We start from the raw sequence: 14,380 nt of genomic DNA on the forward strand, positions 1-14,380 counted from the left end.
GGTTTCCGGCGTGCCGTTGATCAGATAGGAGCACTGGCCGTGACCGCTACGACCAATACCGCCTCATCCACGAAGACCGCTTACCGGGTACTGAATCCCGCTACCGGCGAGGTGGTTGAAGAATTTCCCACTGCCACAGACGCGGATATCCAGGACGCCCTCGCGGCTGCCCAGGAAGCCTTCCAGTCCTGGAAGGACGTGCCGATCGCCGAGCGCGCCAAGGTGGTTTCCCGTATCGCGGAGCTGTTCACCGAGCGGGCCGATGACCTCGCTGCCATCATTACCGAAGAAATGGGCAAGCCCATCTCCGAGTCCAAGGACGAGGCAGAGTTCTGCACGGACATATTCAACTACTTCGCCACCGAGGGCCCGAGCCTCGCGGCGGACCAGGAGATCAAGGCCATCGGCGGCGGCCGCGCCATGATCCAGAAGCTGCCGGTCGGCCCGCTGCTGGGCATCATGCCGTGGAACTACCCGTACTACCAGGTGGCCCGCTTTGCCGCGCCGAACCTGATGCTCGGCAACACCATCGTCCTCAAGCACGCGGAGAACTGCCCGAAGTCCGCGCTGGCCATCCAGAAGATCATGGACGACGCCGGCTTGCCCAAGGGCGCCTACGTCAACGTCTTCGCCACGCATGACCAGATCGCGGAAATCATTGCCGACCCGCGTATCCAGGGCGTCTCCCTCACAGGTTCGGAGCGGGCCGGTGCTGCCATCGGCGAGATCGCCGGGCGCAACCTCAAGAAGGCCGTCCTCGAACTTGGCGGCTCCGACCCGTATGTGGTCCTGGACGCGGCCGATATCAAGGCGGCCGCGGATCAGGCCTGGGAAACCCGGATGGAAAACACCGGCCAGGCCTGCAACTCGAACAAGCGCATGATCGTCATGGAGGACATCTATGACGACTTCGTCGCCGAACTGACCGAGCGTGCCAAGAACATGCGGCCCGGCAACCCGGCCGAGGGCAACGAAAACACGTTCGGACCACTTTCCTCCCGAGCCGCGGCGGAAGGCTTGGCCGAGCAACTGAAGGACGCGGTGAACAAGGGCGCCACAGTCCACGCCGGCGGCAAGCTGGTCGACGGTCCGGGCTCCTACCTGGAGCCCACGGTCCTGACCGGCGTGACCAAGGAAATGCGCGCCTACAAGGAAGAACTCTTCGGCCCGGTCGCCGTGGTGTACAAGGTCTCCAGCGACGAGGAGGCCATTGCCCTGGCCAACGACACGGACTACGGCCTCGGCGGTGCGGTCTTCTCCACCGACGAGGAACGCGCCCGCAAGATCGCCCAGCGTCTGGAGGTCGGCATGGCCAACGTCAACGGCGTCGGCGAGGGCGCGGACATTCCGTTCGGCGGCGTCAAGCGCTCCGGCTTCGGCCGCGAACTCGGCCCGCTCGGCATGGACGAATTCGTCAACAAGCGGCTCTTCTACATCGCCGGCTGACGCCGTCAGCAGGCAAATAGAGTACGACGTCGGCACATGGGTGAGCCGAAAAACCCGCCCAAGTGCCGGCGTCGTACGTTGCTGCTTCCGGCCTTTTCGGCGTCCGATAAACTGAGTGACCATCATGAGCATCCCGACAAGCAGTCCGAAGTCAGTACGCATCGACGCCTGGCTGTGGGCCATCCGCGCTTACAAAACCCGCTCCGCCGCTACGGCGGCTTGCCGGGCCGGGCGTGTGCGGCTGAACGGGAATCCGGCCAAGGCGTCGCAGGCCGTGGTGCCCGGCGATACCCTGCGGGTGCGCCAGCCGGGCTACGAACGCATTCTCGAAGTCCGGCAACTGATCGCCAAGCGGGTTGGCGCCGAGGCCGCCTCGCACTGCTATACCGACCACACGCCGGAACGGCCGCCCACGCCCTCGCTTGGCATCCCGCAGCGGGACCGCGGCACCGGGCGACCTACCAAGAAGGACCGCCGCGAGCTGGAGCGGCTGCGCGGCCTGCGCGGCTGAGCGCCGCAGGACACCTCAGAGCGTCTTGCGCCGCAGGAAGTCCACACTCCTGGACAGGACGAGCTGCGCGGCCCTGCTATCCAGCTTGAACTGGTATTCGTGGCCGAGTGCGGGCTCGTACCCGGCCGGGAAAAACAAGGTCTCGACGTCGGCCCCTTGGTCGCTGAGCGCTTCGGCAAGTGCGAGGGAATGCGGCAGCAGCGGATCCGCGTTGCCGGCAGTCACGAACGCGGGCGGGAAGTCCGCTCCCACGCGGCCGGTGATGGATGCAAGGTCCACCTGCGGCATGGCCAGGTAGTTCCGGGAACCGGTGTAGGCCCACATCACTGTCCGCAGAAAGCCGTTGCCCATGCCGCCCTTGGCGCTCTTGATGGACAGATCGTATCCGCCGCAATGCAGCAGCACCGCACGAAGTTCCGCCAACCGGATGGGAGCGGGGATGCCCAGCTTGGCAGCGTAGTCGGCATCGGTAATCAGCAGCGCAAGTTGCGCGGCAATCTGGGCTCCGGCGGAATCGCCAGCCAGCACCAGCCGTTCCTCGTCCACCCGCAGCCGTTCTGCATGCTGCTGCAGATAGGTCAGGGCGGCAGCGGCTTGGCGGACGGGTTCGGGGTATTTCTGCGCCTGCGCCAGGGAATAACCGACACCGACCGTGGTAAAGCCGTAGGAAGCGAGAATCCGCAGGTAGTTGGCCACGTCCTCCTTGCTCCCGGAAACCCATGCCCCGCCATGAAGCCAGACGATGGTCGGCAGACCCCGGGCTGTGCCGGCACGATCCGGATAGTAAACGTCCAGGTAGGCATGGTCGCTGCTGTCCAAATACTGCTCATGCAGAACCTCCGAAATGCCCTCCGGCACGTGCTTGGCCATTTCCCGCGAGACCCGGCGCCAGTTCCGGTCGAACACGGTCCGGATCAGCAGCACAGCGGGTTTGGGGCTGACCAGGCTCCAGGAAAACAGCGACACCACCAGTGCACCCAGAACACCGGCGACGACGGCGAGAACCCTTAACCCGGGCGGCATTCGTCGGACCAAGGTCGCCTCGAGGGAGAGTTCGTCGGCGCTCATGCTTCATTATGAACGAGGCCCGGGCCGCCGGATAGCACTTGTAACGAGCGGATAATGCCCCGGCTACTCCACCACAAAAAGATGCAGGCGGACGGCTTCCGGATGACGCTCCCCCGTGCCGATGATGATCTTGGATCCAAGCCACGCCCATTGTTCCCCGGCCGAGCTCAGCTGCGGGCTGCAGCGGAAATAGATCCGCTCCGGCGGCACCGACTCGCCCCGGACCAGCGCGGCAATATCTTCGGCCGAGCCCGAGCGCAAGCCGAAGTTCGAGACATAGATGCGGTCGCCGTCGTCGGTCTCGATGGCGTACTGCGCTTGCAGCTCGGTGAGCGTCTCGGACCTAAGGACCTGGAAGTCCGCGCCGGCCGGAAGCACCTTGCCGTTCAGCGCCGGGCCCTGCACAGTGCCGCCGATGATGGGAATGATCCGCCGGTGCCCCTCCGCAGTTTCGCCGACCTCGATCGGTTGGCCGACGGCGACGTCGATAGTGGCAAGGAAGGTCAGGCCAGGGTTCTGGGGAGTGGTCATGGAAGAGACGATACCAAGGCCGCAAAGAGATACTCAGCCAACGCACAGGTTACTCACGGTCAATGAACAACTTGGGCCCTTAGTGTGAAAGCACCTCATAAAGGTGCGAGTGATGCGGCGTCGGCCGGTCGGAGTTTTCCCCCAACCTCCAGACCGGCCGGCGCCTTTCTCTTTCCCCCTGCAGCGGCGACGCCTCAACAAGGTGAGGCGACGCCGTCATTGTTGGCAGCCGGGGGCTCAGGCCTCCTTCGCGTACTCGGCCGCGCTCAGGAATTCGTAGCCGACGAACGGCTCGTTGCCCTCAACCCAGGCATCGTGGCCCGGAGGTATGGCATAGGAGTCACCGGCCTTCACCGTGGCACGAGTTCCATCGCTCAGCTCAACAGTCAGCGACCCGCCGGTACACAAGCCCACGTGGCTGACCTGGCAGGAATCGGTTTTCACCACGGGTTTGATGCACTCGGACCAGCGCCATCCCGATTCGAACCGGAACCTCGCCATGGTGTAGTCACTGACCGTGACCACGTCGACCTGTGTCTTATCGGGACGGCGTTTCTCATCCGGATCGTCAAAGGACCGTGAGGCAAGTTGGGATACAACATTGGTAGCCATTTTCTGCTCCTGCGGAATAGGCGAGCCGTAGACGTTCCCTCCGGGCAACCCGGCTCAAGCCACTCCGGAAGCGGTCTGCCCCTTACGCCACTGATGGATGTCTCGGCGAAAGGGGATCTTGGCACAAATTTGCACCTCCCACCTTCCTCCGATCGGCTCAGCTTGTCGAGAGCCCGCGCATCCCACCATTTATGGAAGTGCGCGTCCCCGGGCAGCCACCCACAGGGAATACCACTCGTCCCGCGTCATGGCTGCAGCGACCGGTTCGGCTTGAGCGCAGGCCCTGATCCGCTTCGGGTTGCTGGTACCGACCACCGGTCTGATGCGGGCAGGATGCCGCATCAGCCAGCCCAGCACCACGGCCTCGGGTGAACAGTCCTTGTCCTCCGCGAGTTCGGTGACCAAGGCTGCGGTTGCCGCGTCCGGGCCGGTTTCCGCCGTCCCGGCCGCCCCGCTGTAGCGGCCTTGCGCCAGCGCGCCCCAGGCTTGCAGTTCCACGTCGTTCGCTTGGCAATACTCAAGGGTGCCGTGCGGGAATCCGATCTCGGTGGCTTCGGAGTGATTGACAAGTACGCCGGACTCGAGCCACCCGCTGCGGTGAAGGCTCATCTCCAACTGGTTGGCCGCAAGTGGGTGCGGCAGGGCCGACTGGAGCCAGCGCATCTGGCCTGCGGACATATTGGAAACGCCCAACCGCAGCACCTTGCCATCGTCCTTGAGCTGCTGGAAGGCGGAGGCGATTTCCTCCGGATGCGCGAGCGGGTCAGGACGATGGATCAGCAGTACATCGATCCGGTCCGTGCCCAGCCGCTCCAGGCTCTCCTCCACCCGGGCGATGACCGTTTCCCGGGAGGAGTCATACTGCCCGATGCGGCCGGTGGCCGGGAGTCGTATACCGCATTTGGTCTGCAGTTGGATCCCCTCGCGCAGCTCCGGTCTGTCGGTGAGGACACGGCCGAAGGCTTCTTCAGCCTTGCCATGGGCGTAGATGTCGGCATGGTCAAAGACCGTGATGCCAGCTTCCAATGCCGCATCAACGGCCGTGTTGGCCGCCGCTATATCGCCGGCTTCCAACGGTCCGGAACCCCAGCCGCCGCCCAAACCCATGCAGCCGAAAATCAGGCGGGAACCGGCGTCGTTCATTGGAATTCCTTCCCTCGGCGAGGCAATACGGCGTGCGACGGCGGGCTGCCGCGACACTCCTGTGCCGGAACGCCCCTAGCGGGGTGTGCGGTAAACCGGCAATAGTAGAAGCGGGAGCGCTGCTGCGAAGTCTTCCACGAACAGAGGAGCGAACGATGGAAATTGCCAAAGACGACGCCGGCGATATGGTTATCGGCGATGTGAGCAGACTCGGCGGCCGGGCGCTGACTGTCGGGATCACCGGCATCTCCGGCGACGAAGTGCTGAGCATCGGCTGGGTTGAGACCGGTGACAGTCTCAAGCTCAATCTGGAAGACGCTGTCACCCTACGCGATGAGATCGACCGGATCATCAAGGACCGGCACACCGGCGAAGAGATCTAGCCCTGGACTGCGGGCGGCGCCACGATCACCCTGTGCTGCCCTTCACACAGGTAGACGCCCAGAGTCCCCTCGGGGACCGGGCCTTCCGCCGGCCACTGGCTCTCGTCGAGCCCGCGCAGTTCCGCGCCGCAGAAAGGACAGCTCCGCGGCCCGTTCTCTGAAACACTTTCCCGCTGTTCGTCTGCCACAGTCACGTCCCTCCGAGTGCCGCCGAACCGTTTCTTCAACCTACGTCGTTTTCCCTCCCAGCGGAACCTCTCGCACCGGCCCTGAGCTCAGACCTGTGTTTCGGGAAGGCGGACGGTGATGTCCTCCGAAACATGCAGCTGGCAGGAAAGCCGGCTGTTGGCGCAGCGCTCGGAGGCGGTGCAGTCCAGCATCTCGTCCTCCACGTCGCTGACGGCGGGCAGCCCTTCCGCAGCCTCTGTTTCGACGTAGACATGGCAGGTGGCGCACATGGCGTTGCCGCCGCATTCGGCGACGATGCCCGGCACTCCGTGGGAAACCGCGGTGCGCATCACGCTGGTGCCCGGCTCCGCATCCAGTACTGTCTCCAGTCCATCGGGCAAAATGTAGGTAATCTTCGGCACGGTGTCGCTCCTTGTCCTAGGTTTTCAGGCCGCCGTCAGGCGCAGCGGCAGGCTGTCCAGCCCGCGCAGGGTGTTGTTCAACTGCTGGACGGGTTCACCGGCGAGCTCAAGCTTTCCAACGTTGCGGGCAAGGGCCGTCAGGAAGCACTCGCCTTCCAACCGGGCCAGCATCTGGCCCAGGCAGGCGTGAACGCCGAATCCGAAGCCCACGTGCCCGGCTGCCTTGCGCCGGATGTCGAAGCTTGCCGGGTTCTCCCATTGGCGCGGATCGCGGTTTGCCGCCGCGAGGAACATCAGGACCTTGGATCCCTCCGGAATTCTGATGCCGGCGAGCTCGGCATCCTTGTTGGTGGTGCGGAAGAAGGTCTGGACCGGCGACGAGTAGCGGACCGTTTCTTCAAAGGCCGCACGGGCCAGGGACGGGTCCTCGCGCAGGTAGCCGAACTGCTCCGGGTTTTCGGCCAGGCACTGCAGGGCGTTGCCGATCCCGTGGACGGTGGTGTCTACGCCGGCGGAGAGGAAGGAGCGCAGCAACTTGGCTTGGTCCACTTCGTCGTAACCCGCTTCGGCAGCCGCCGCGTGGATTTTCGCTCCGAGCCCGTCCGGTGCGGGCGCACCCGGCTGGCACTGTTCCATAATCCAGGCCTGGGCCTTGGCGCCTCGTTCCATGGCGCGCTCGAAGTGGCTGTTCCGAGGACCGAAGGTATTGAAGACCATCGAGCCGTAGGGCAGCAAGTTCTCGCGACCGTCCTTGGGCAACCCGATGAAGTCCGGAAAAACCTCCAGCGGGAAGGCCTCGGCGAGGTCGGCCACACCGTCAACCGTGCCCTTCCCCGCAGCGACTCGTGCTACCAGTTCGTCGGCGCGTTCCTGGAACCCTTCCTTGAGCCCGCGCAGCACTTTCGGCGTCATGATGTGGGAGACCACGTGACGGGCTTTGGTGTGGTGGGGCGGATCGGCCTCGAGCAACAGGCTGGGCGGACGCCACGGCTTCTCCTTGGCGAAGTCCGAGATACCCACGCCCCGGGAGGACACGTAGGTCTCATGGTCGGCCAGGACCTGGGAAACTTCGTCGTGCCGGGCGACTCCATAGAGCTGATAGCGCTCCAGCCAGAACACCGGTCCAGCCTCACGCATCTGCTCGTGGGCCTCATAAGGATCGTTCAGGAACTCGTCGCTAAATGGGTCCAGCTCCAGGACCGTTACTTCCTGCGCTGTGGATTGGATAGTCAAGGTTCTTCCCTACTCCGCGACGAGGGACGCGATGTCCAGTTCGCTGTCTATGATCTTGTACTCAAACATCAGGTCTGCTGTTTTCTGCAGCTGCTGGGTATCCAATTCGCCCTGGAACCGGGGCATCTCGATGGCTTCGACGACGTCGGCCGTCACCTTGGTGAACGTCGGCACCAGCTCGCCCAGCCGCTCGCGGTTGCCCTGCAGGTCCTCAGCAGAGGCGGAGATAGATTCCTGGAACGCAGCGATTGCCTCGGGATTCTCCTGCGCAAACTTTTCGGTGGTGATCCAGCCACCCACCGGCATGTCCGCGACGGGGCCGGTGAACAGATCGCCAATCTTGACCAAGCCTGCTGCCGTGGCGCTGGCCTGGAACGGTTCCACCTGCCAGATGGCGTCTACGGCGCCACGCTCGAGGGCCGCCTGCATGTCCGGATACGGCATCTCCACGAGCTTCACATCGGAGGTCTGCATACCGGCTTCTTCAAGTAGCGAGTTGATGGCGACAGTGCCGATATTCTGCAGGTTATTAACCGCGAAGGTCTTCCCCTTCAGATCCGCCACCGTTCCGATACCTGAGTCCTTCGCAACGAAGATGCCGTGGTCGGCTTTGCCCACGTCGTTACCGGCGACAAGTCGGATAGGCAGGCCCTGTTCGACGGCCAGCAGCGCCGACGTGTAGTTCGTATAGGTCAGATCCACGCTGCCGGAGACCAGGGCCGGAATGGCAGCCGCCCCACCCTGCGTGGGAACGAGTTCAACATCGAGCCCGTTGTCGGCGAAGATTCCGGATTCATCCGCGTTGACCGCGGTGGACGTGTGCACAAGCGGAAAATAACCTAGCTGAAGTTGCTCGGCAGACTCATCTCCCGAGCCGGCGGAAGCACCGCCGCCGCACGCGCTCAAGGCGAGCGCCGCCGTCGTCAATACGGCGCCGACCGTTGTCATTTTGATGCTTCTTCGTTGAACCATCGCACTCCCTCTCGTCACTGGGCAAAATCAGCCCGCGTTCCCCAAGCCCGGTTCGCTACGTTGCGACCGGCAGTAAAAGGACTATGACCCATGACACAATGGTCCGAACAGCCTGCTTTCATTTGAAAGGAAAAAGTTCTGGCCAGATCATCCGGCGGCCGATCGGCGTTGAGCCGCATCATGCAGGTCTTTACAGCGTTCGACGTCGATGCGGTCTTTCTGAACATCTCGCAGCTGTCGGCGCGCAGCGGCTTGCCGCTGGCCACAACACACCGGATCGTTGCCGAGATGGAGGACTTCGGCCTGCTGGAGCGGCAACCCGACAAGACCTACCGGCTGGGGGTAAGGCTTTGGGAGATCGCTTGCCGAACCCCAGGTGCGCTCGGTCTGCGCGAGATCGCGATGCCGCACCTTCAGTCCGTCCAATCCAGAGTCCGCCAACACACCCAGTTGGGCATATTGGAGGGTCAGGAGGTGCTGTTCCTCGAACGCCTCTCCGCACGCGATGCGGTGGTCAACGTGACATTGGTGGGCGGCCGGCTGCCGCTGCACGCCTCCAGCAGCGGGCTCGTCCTGCTGGCCCATGCCGATGAAGAGTTCCAGGACGAAGTGTTCTCTGGCGAGCTGTTCCGCTACACGGAGCAAACCGTCCGGTCGCCGGTCGCCCTGCGCCAGCTCCTGCAGAAGATCCGCCATGATGGCTTTGCCATTGGCAACGGTTTCATCCATCCTGATGCCCGGGGCATCGCGGTACCGGTGCGCGGGGTTAACGACACGATTGTGGCAGGCCTCAGCGTGGTAGTGCCGAACGACGATGCGCCGACGGTGCCCCTGGTGCGCCTGATCCAAGGGGCTTCAGCCGCCATCACCCAGGATCTGCTGGCGGCCTACACTCCCGCGAATGATCCGCAGTCCGCCCCGGGAGGACGCTTCCGCCAACTCGTGAATTCGTCGGCAGACTCCATGGAGTACCTGCCGACGGCACCGCGGCCAACGCGCGCTGGCAGGTAAGGCCGTTCGGCTCCGTCCGCACTCCGACGGCAGGCCGGAAGCCTGCCCATCTCACAGGACGACGCCGGCACTTTCGTAAGTGCCGGCGTCGAACTTCGTAGGTGGTTGGGTAAGGATGTCGCTGTCAGGCGAGGACCGCCACTTTCGATTCCTTCCGGCCGTCAGCACCTGGGAAAAGCCTCCTTGCTCCACGTACGGCGGCTGAGCGGCCAGCCGATTAGCCGGCAATCCAGCTAGGCTGGAAGGTGTCCCGGAATCCTGTACGCATCCACCGGATCGCACGCGTCATCACCGAGATTTTCGCGCCTGCTGTCCTGGTGACGCTGGTGCTGGCGACGTCGCCGTTCACTCTGCCGGAGGTGACCGCGGCGCAGGCCGCCGTGGCCGCGTTTTTTGTCACGCTCCTGCCCTTCAGCGTTGTGGTCTTGTTGACCCGGCGCGGAAAACTCAGCGACATCCACATTGGAACACGGACCCAGCGCACTCCCATCCTGGCAGGGACCGCCGTCTCGATCGGGGTTGGCCTCTGGCTGCTCACCCTGATGCATGCACCGCCGGCATTGCATTCGCTCATCTACGCCGTGCTGCTGGGTCTGGTTGCTTCCCTACTGATAAATCTGGCCTGGAAGGTATCCGTGCACGCCGCGGTTGCTGCGATACTGGGAGCTATGCTGGCCTCGGCCACCCTGCCCTTGGGACTCCTCTGGGCAGCGATTCCCCTGGCGGTTGGATGGTCCCGAGTTCAATTGCTGGCCCACACTTGGCCGCAGGTGGTTGTGGGCTGGGTGCTCGGTCTATGCATCTTCGCCACGTACATCGCTTTCCTGCGGTGACCGTGCCGGTACCGTACGGTGGAACGGTGATTCGCGATGAGTTTCCGGCCGGCAGCAGGGCAGCCTGATGGTGAAGGCCATGGACAATGACAGCACTGATGAACAGGCGCAGTTTCGCTCCGGCGTCGCTTCGACAGCGCTGGGGCTTTTTGTCAGCCAAGGCTATGAGGCCACCAGCGTCGATGAGATTGCGCAGGCGGCGGGCATCTCGCGCAGCAAGTTCTTCCGGCAATTCCGTTCCAAGGAAGACGTCATCTTCGCTGACCACGAGACCTTGCTGGAGCAGGCGGAGGTGCTGCTGGCGCAGGAGCATACCGACCCGTGGGAAGCGGTCTGCCAGGCCGCTGCGATCGTTTTCGAGCATTTTGCGAAGCAGGTCGAAACGTCCCGGCAGCGCTATCAGGTGGTCAACGCTGTGCCGGCCTTGCGTGATCGCGAACTTGTCACGGTCTTCCGCTATGAACGCCTGTTCGGCCAACACCTTCGCGACTCCGTCCCGGGTCTGCCTCCGCTGGATGCCGTACGTTTTGCGGCAACGGTAATCAGCACGCACAACTATCTGCTCCGTGAACTGATGCGCAACGAAAGAGAACTTGACGTTGGGGAACTGCAAGCTGCGCTCGATGATGTGCGCCGCCTGTACGGCGTGCTCGCGCCTGCCGACGCAAGGCCCCCTGCCGAGGAGGAAGTGGTAGTGGCAGTGTTTCCCAAGTCCCTGCCACCGGCGGAACTCGCGCGTCGGCTGCAGCAGAAACTGCAGGGAAGCAACTCCTGAAACTGAGTTTCTATTGACCTGACACCGAGTTTCATCGCATACTTCTACGGTGACTACCCCCACATCAGGTTCCGACGTCGTTACTTCCCACTTTGAGCACCATGGTTTTCGGTTTGCCCTGCTCACGTTGTCCGGTCCCGGCGGTCGGCCCGCCACGCTCGGCCCGGCCGCCTTGGAGCAGTTGGGCGCAGCCCTGGACGCAGTGGAACTCTCCGATGTCGATGCTGTGACCGTGACAGGGACAGGCGCCGTATTCTGTGCCGGCGCCGACTTGAACAACATATTGGAGGCCGGAACTCCTGAAGAGTCGGAAGGCATCGCCCGGCAGGGCCTGAACGTTTTAGCCAAGCTGGCAGCGATGCCGGTACCGACCTTCGCGTTGCTCAACGGTGCGGCGCTGGGCGGCGGCCTCGAACTGGCCCTCCACGCGGACTACCGCATCGCCGCATCCTCGGTACGCGCATTCGGCTTCCCTGAAGTCCGGCTCGGGTTGATCCCCGGTTGGGCGGGGATTCCGTTGTCTCTGTCGCTGATGGGACCCGAAGCTACGGCCAAGCTGGTAGTCCACGATTCGCTGGCCGGCCGCAATCTCACTGCACGGGATGCGGAGGCCGCCGGACTGGTCGACGCGGTAGTAGCTGAGTCCGAATTCCTGGCCGTCGCATTGGACATGGCCACTGCCATCCTCGCAGGCGAAAAGACCGTCCCCCGGCCGCAGCCGAGCCAGGCCGGTTGGGCGGATGCGCTGAGAGCGGCCCGCCGCGAGCTGGACAGCCGGCTCCACGGCGCCGCGCCTGCACCCTACCGAGCACTGGAACTCATCGACCGTACAGTTCAAGACGCAGCATCCCCCGAGTCAGTGGTCCGCGCCTTCGGCGAGCTCGTCCTCTCCCCCGAGGCCCGCGCCAGCATCTACGCCTTCCGCCTCACCCAGTCACTGGCCCGGAACCCTGCGGGGCGTCCGGCCGTCGATCCCCGCCCGATAACCTCCGTCGGAGTCATCGGCGCCGGCCTGATGGCCAGCCAGCTGGCGCTGGTCTTCGCCCGGCAACTGCGGGTTCCGGTGCTGATGACGGACCTTTCAGTGGAAAAGCTGGACAAAGCACTGGACTGGGTCGATACCCAGCTGGCCAAGCAGGTGCAGCGCGGCACACTGACCGAGGACTCGGCCACCCAGATCCGCGGACTGATCAGCCTCACCACTGACAAGCAGGATTTTGCTCCCTGCGACGCGGTGATCGAGGCCGTCTTTGAAGATCTCGCAGTGAAGCAGAACGTCTTTGCCGAGCTGGAGCCCATCCTGCGGCCGGATGCCCTGCTGCTGACTAACACCTCATCGCTGTCCATCGCAGCCATGGGCACCCGCCTGACGCATCCGGGGCGTCTGCTCGGTTTCCACTTCTTCAACCCGGTGGCCGTCTTGCCGCTGCTGGAGCTGGTGCGGACGCCGCAGACGGACCCGACGAGCCTGGCCACGGCCTTCGAGCTCGCCGCCCGGCTGGGCAAGACTGCCGTCTTGGTCGCCGATGCTCCCGGATTTGTGGTCAACCGCCTGCTGACCAGAATGTTCAGCGAGGTGCTGGCGCTGATTGACAACGGAGGTGACCCTGCCGCCGTCGACCGGGTTCTGGATCAGCTGGGGCTACCGATGCGGCCGCTGGCGCTGCTGCGCTTTATCGGTCCGGTGGTACAGCAGCATATCTGCGAAACCATGCACAGCGCCTTTCCGCACCGGTTCCGGCTCAGCGATACCCTGCACAACATTGTCGATGCCGGCCTGCCCGGCTATCTTGACCACGACGGCGAAGTCCCGCCCGAGGTCCGCGCCCTCCTGCCCGCGGCACGCAGCGTGGACCCAGCCAAAGCGCGCAGCCGGATCATCGCGGCGCTGGCCGACGAGGTGACGCACATGCTCACCGAGGACGTGGTGGCCGGGCCGGAGCAAATCGACCTCTGCATGATCCTCGGCGCCAACTACCCCTTCCACACCGGCGGATTGACTCCGCTGCTTGAGCGGCTTGCCGGCACCACCCACCACCCGAGGCCCGTCAGCGCGGGCAGCCCGAGCACAAAGGACAGCATCAGTGCCTGACTACGACGTTTCCGCTCCCCTGGACACCGACTACTACGGCGTCTTCGACGGCATATCCGCGGCGGACAGAGCTGTCTGGGAACGAGCCCGGGCGTTCACCGATGAAGCGGTGCCGCAGATGAACGATTACTGGGACCGCGCGGAATACCCCCTCCATCTGGTCAAGCGCATGGGCGAACTGGACCTGCTCTCCGACGGCCTGCATGTCCCCGGGCAGGAGCCGATGTCGCCCCTGGCCGCCGGCCTCGTCAACATGGAAGTCTCCCGCGGCGACGGCTCGCTTGGCACGGTAATCGCGGTGCAGGGCGGGCTGGCCATGCGTTCCATCGCCTACTTCGGTTCTCAGGAACAGCAGGATCGGTGGCTCGGCCCGCTCGCCCGCGGTGAGGAGTTCGGTGCGTTTGCCCTGACAGAACCGGACCACGGATCGGACTCCGTCTCTTTGGAGACCACCGCGGTGCTCGACGGCGATGAGTTCGTGCTGAACGGCGAGAAGAAATGGATCGGCAACGGCTCGGTCGGCGGAGTCACGGTCGTCTGGGCGCGGGACGAGCAAGGCAATGTCCGCGGATTCCTGGTTCGGCAGGACACCCCGGGCTACGAGGCCGAGACGATCACCGGCAAAGCCTCGCTGCGGGCCATCTACCAGGCCCGGATCCGGCTGGAAAATGTCCGCATTCCGGTGGACGACGTACTGCCCGGCACCCGCACCTTCAAGGACGCTTCAACCGTGCTCGTCGCTACCCGGCTGGGCGTGGCATGGTCCGCGCTCGGCCACGCCACTGCTGTCTACGAGGCCGCGCTGAACTACGCCAAGCAGCGGACGCAGTTCGGCAAGCCGCTGGCCAAATTCCAGCTGGTCCAGGAACGGCTCAGCCACATGCTCGCCGAGCTGACCAGCATGCAGCTGCACTGCGTCCACATGGCCGGACTGGACGCGGCCGGCGCCTTGCGGCCAACGCAGGCCTCGATGGCGAAATACCACAACACCCGCAAGGCACGCGAGCTGGCGTCCATCGCACGCGACATGCTTGGAGGCAACGGCATCTTGCTGGAGAATCATGTGGTCCGCCATCTGCTCGACATCGAATCCATCCATACCTACGAGGGCACCGAAAGTGTGCAGGCCCTGCTGATCGGCCGCGAGGTCACCGGCCACAGCGCCTTCGCCTAAACCCCG

Annotated in this window: 15 protein-coding genes; 8 read left to right on the plus strand and 7 right to left on the minus strand. The window is 64.2% G+C overall.

All coding sequences use genetic code 11. The annotated features are described in order from the left end of the window. Positions 1-39: 39 nt before the first annotated feature. Together J5251_RS00960 and J5251_RS00965 are read left to right on the plus strand one after the other, a co-directional pair. On the plus strand, positions 40-1,446 hold the full coding sequence (locus J5251_RS00960) for an NAD-dependent succinate-semialdehyde dehydrogenase (RefSeq protein WP_139004368.1): 1,407 nt from the start codon (positions 40-42) through the stop codon (positions 1,444-1,446). Between the two features lie 124 nt (positions 1,447-1,570). After that, positions 1,571-1,957, plus strand: a complete 387-nt coding sequence (locus tag J5251_RS00965; RefSeq protein WP_208574968.1) for an RNA-binding S4 domain-containing protein — start codon at positions 1,571-1,573, stop codon at positions 1,955-1,957. Positions 1,958-1,972: 15 nt separating this feature from the next. Here J5251_RS00965 and J5251_RS00970 read toward each other — a convergent pair whose 3' ends face one another. The 4 genes from J5251_RS00970 to J5251_RS00985 form a co-directional block, all read right to left on the minus strand. After that, entirely contained in the window at positions 1,973-3,025 is a 1,053-nt protein-coding gene (locus J5251_RS00970; protein WP_139004367.1) for an alpha/beta hydrolase, read from the minus strand. A gap of 63 nt (positions 3,026-3,088) precedes the next feature. Beyond that, complete coding sequence (locus J5251_RS00975) at positions 3,089-3,556, minus strand: DUF3237 domain-containing protein (protein ID WP_139004366.1); 468 nt, start codon at positions 3,554-3,556, stop codon at positions 3,089-3,091. Positions 3,557-3,793: 237 nt separating this feature from the next. Next, positions 3,794-4,168 (minus strand): cupin domain-containing protein, encoded by a 375-nt coding sequence (locus J5251_RS00980; RefSeq protein ID WP_208574969.1) that lies wholly within the window; start codon positions 4,166-4,168, stop codon positions 3,794-3,796. A 189-nt stretch (positions 4,169-4,357) separates the two neighbouring features. Next, positions 4,358-5,311, minus strand: coding sequence for an aldo/keto reductase (locus tag J5251_RS00985; RefSeq protein ID WP_208574970.1), 954 nt, complete (start codon positions 5,309-5,311; stop codon positions 4,358-4,360). 155 nt (positions 5,312-5,466) lie between these two features. Here J5251_RS00985 and J5251_RS00990 point away from each other — a divergent pair, with 155 nt between their 5' ends. Then, positions 5,467-5,694 carry a hypothetical protein gene (locus tag J5251_RS00990; RefSeq protein WP_139004363.1) on the plus strand — a complete coding sequence of 76 codons (228 nt, stop codon included), beginning with the start codon at positions 5,467-5,469 and terminating at the stop codon, positions 5,692-5,694. Positions 5,695-5,969: 275 nt separating this feature from the next. Here J5251_RS00990 and J5251_RS00995 read toward each other — a convergent pair whose 3' ends face one another. Genes J5251_RS00995 through J5251_RS01005 form a run of 3 tightly spaced genes read right to left on the minus strand, consistent with a single transcriptional unit; the run spans position 5,970 to position 8,465 of the window. Further along, complete coding sequence (locus J5251_RS00995) at positions 5,970-6,284, minus strand: 2Fe-2S iron-sulfur cluster-binding protein (RefSeq protein ID WP_208574971.1); 315 nt, start codon at positions 6,282-6,284, stop codon at positions 5,970-5,972. Positions 6,285-6,308: 24 nt separating this feature from the next. Further along, positions 6,309-7,517, minus strand: a complete 1,209-nt coding sequence (locus J5251_RS01000) for a cytochrome P450 (RefSeq protein ID WP_208574972.1) — start codon at positions 7,515-7,517, stop codon at positions 6,309-6,311. Between the two features lie 9 nt (positions 7,518-7,526). After that, positions 7,527-8,465: an ABC transporter substrate-binding protein gene (locus J5251_RS01005; RefSeq protein ID WP_244250747.1), complete on the minus strand. Its 939-nt coding sequence runs from the start codon at positions 8,463-8,465 to the stop codon at positions 7,527-7,529. Positions 8,466-8,657: 192 nt separating this feature from the next. On the opposite strand from J5251_RS01005, the gene J5251_RS01010 reads away from it, so the two are divergent. The 5 genes from J5251_RS01010 to J5251_RS01030 all read left to right on the plus strand — a co-directional run bounded on the left by J5251_RS01010 (position 8,658) and on the right by J5251_RS01030 (position 14,374). Next, positions 8,658-9,500, plus strand: coding sequence for an IclR family transcriptional regulator (locus tag J5251_RS01010; protein ID WP_279633606.1), 843 nt, complete (start codon positions 8,658-8,660; stop codon positions 9,498-9,500). A gap of 245 nt (positions 9,501-9,745) precedes the next feature. Next, positions 9,746-10,333 carry a hypothetical protein gene (locus J5251_RS01015; protein ID WP_139004358.1) on the plus strand — a complete coding sequence of 196 codons (588 nt, stop codon included), beginning with the start codon at positions 9,746-9,748 and terminating at the stop codon, positions 10,331-10,333. Between the two features lie 79 nt (positions 10,334-10,412). Then, entirely contained in the window at positions 10,413-11,108 is a 696-nt protein-coding gene (locus J5251_RS01020) for a TetR/AcrR family transcriptional regulator (protein WP_208574975.1), read from the plus strand. 49 nt (positions 11,109-11,157) lie between these two features. Next, a complete protein-coding gene (locus tag J5251_RS01025) occupies positions 11,158-13,200 on the plus strand; it encodes a 3-hydroxyacyl-CoA dehydrogenase NAD-binding domain-containing protein (RefSeq protein WP_139004356.1) in 2,043 nt (680 codons plus the stop codon). Next, complete coding sequence (locus J5251_RS01030; RefSeq protein WP_139004355.1) at positions 13,193-14,374, plus strand: acyl-CoA dehydrogenase family protein; 1,182 nt, start codon at positions 13,193-13,195, stop codon at positions 14,372-14,374. Before J5251_RS01025 ends, J5251_RS01030 begins: the two co-directional genes overlap by 8 nt. The last annotated feature ends 6 nt before the right edge of the window (positions 14,375-14,380 follow it).

This window comes from Arthrobacter crystallopoietes (assembly GCF_017603825.1).
GTDB lineage: Bacteria > Actinomycetota > Actinomycetes > Actinomycetales > Micrococcaceae > Crystallibacter > Crystallibacter crystallopoietes_B.

Bases quoted from the DNA above. Each gene is read 5' to 3' on its own strand.
- J5251_RS01020 (WP_208574975.1), top strand. From the start codon at position 10,413: ATGGACAATGACAGCACTGATGAACAGGCGCAGTTTCGCTCCGGCGTC.
- J5251_RS00990 (WP_139004363.1), top strand. From the start codon at position 5,467: ATGGAAATTGCCAAAGACGACGCCGGCGATATGGTTATCGGCGATGTG.
- J5251_RS00970 (WP_139004367.1), bottom strand. From the start codon at position 3,025: ATGAGCGCCGACGAACTCTCCCTCGAGGCGACCTTGGTCCGACGAATG.
- J5251_RS00980 (WP_208574969.1), bottom strand. From the start codon at position 4,168: ATGGCTACCAATGTTGTATCCCAACTTGCCTCACGGTCCTTTGACGAT.
- J5251_RS00985 (WP_208574970.1), bottom strand. From the start codon at position 5,311: ATGAACGACGCCGGTTCCCGCCTGATTTTCGGCTGCATGGGTTTGGGC.
- J5251_RS00975 (WP_139004366.1), bottom strand. From the start codon at position 3,556: ATGACCACTCCCCAGAACCCTGGCCTGACCTTCCTTGCCACTATCGAC.
- J5251_RS01005 (WP_244250747.1), bottom strand. From the start codon at position 8,465: ATGACAACGGTCGGCGCCGTATTGACGACGGCGGCGCTCGCCTTGAGC.
- J5251_RS00965 (WP_208574968.1), top strand. From the start codon at position 1,571: ATGAGCATCCCGACAAGCAGTCCGAAGTCAGTACGCATCGACGCCTGG.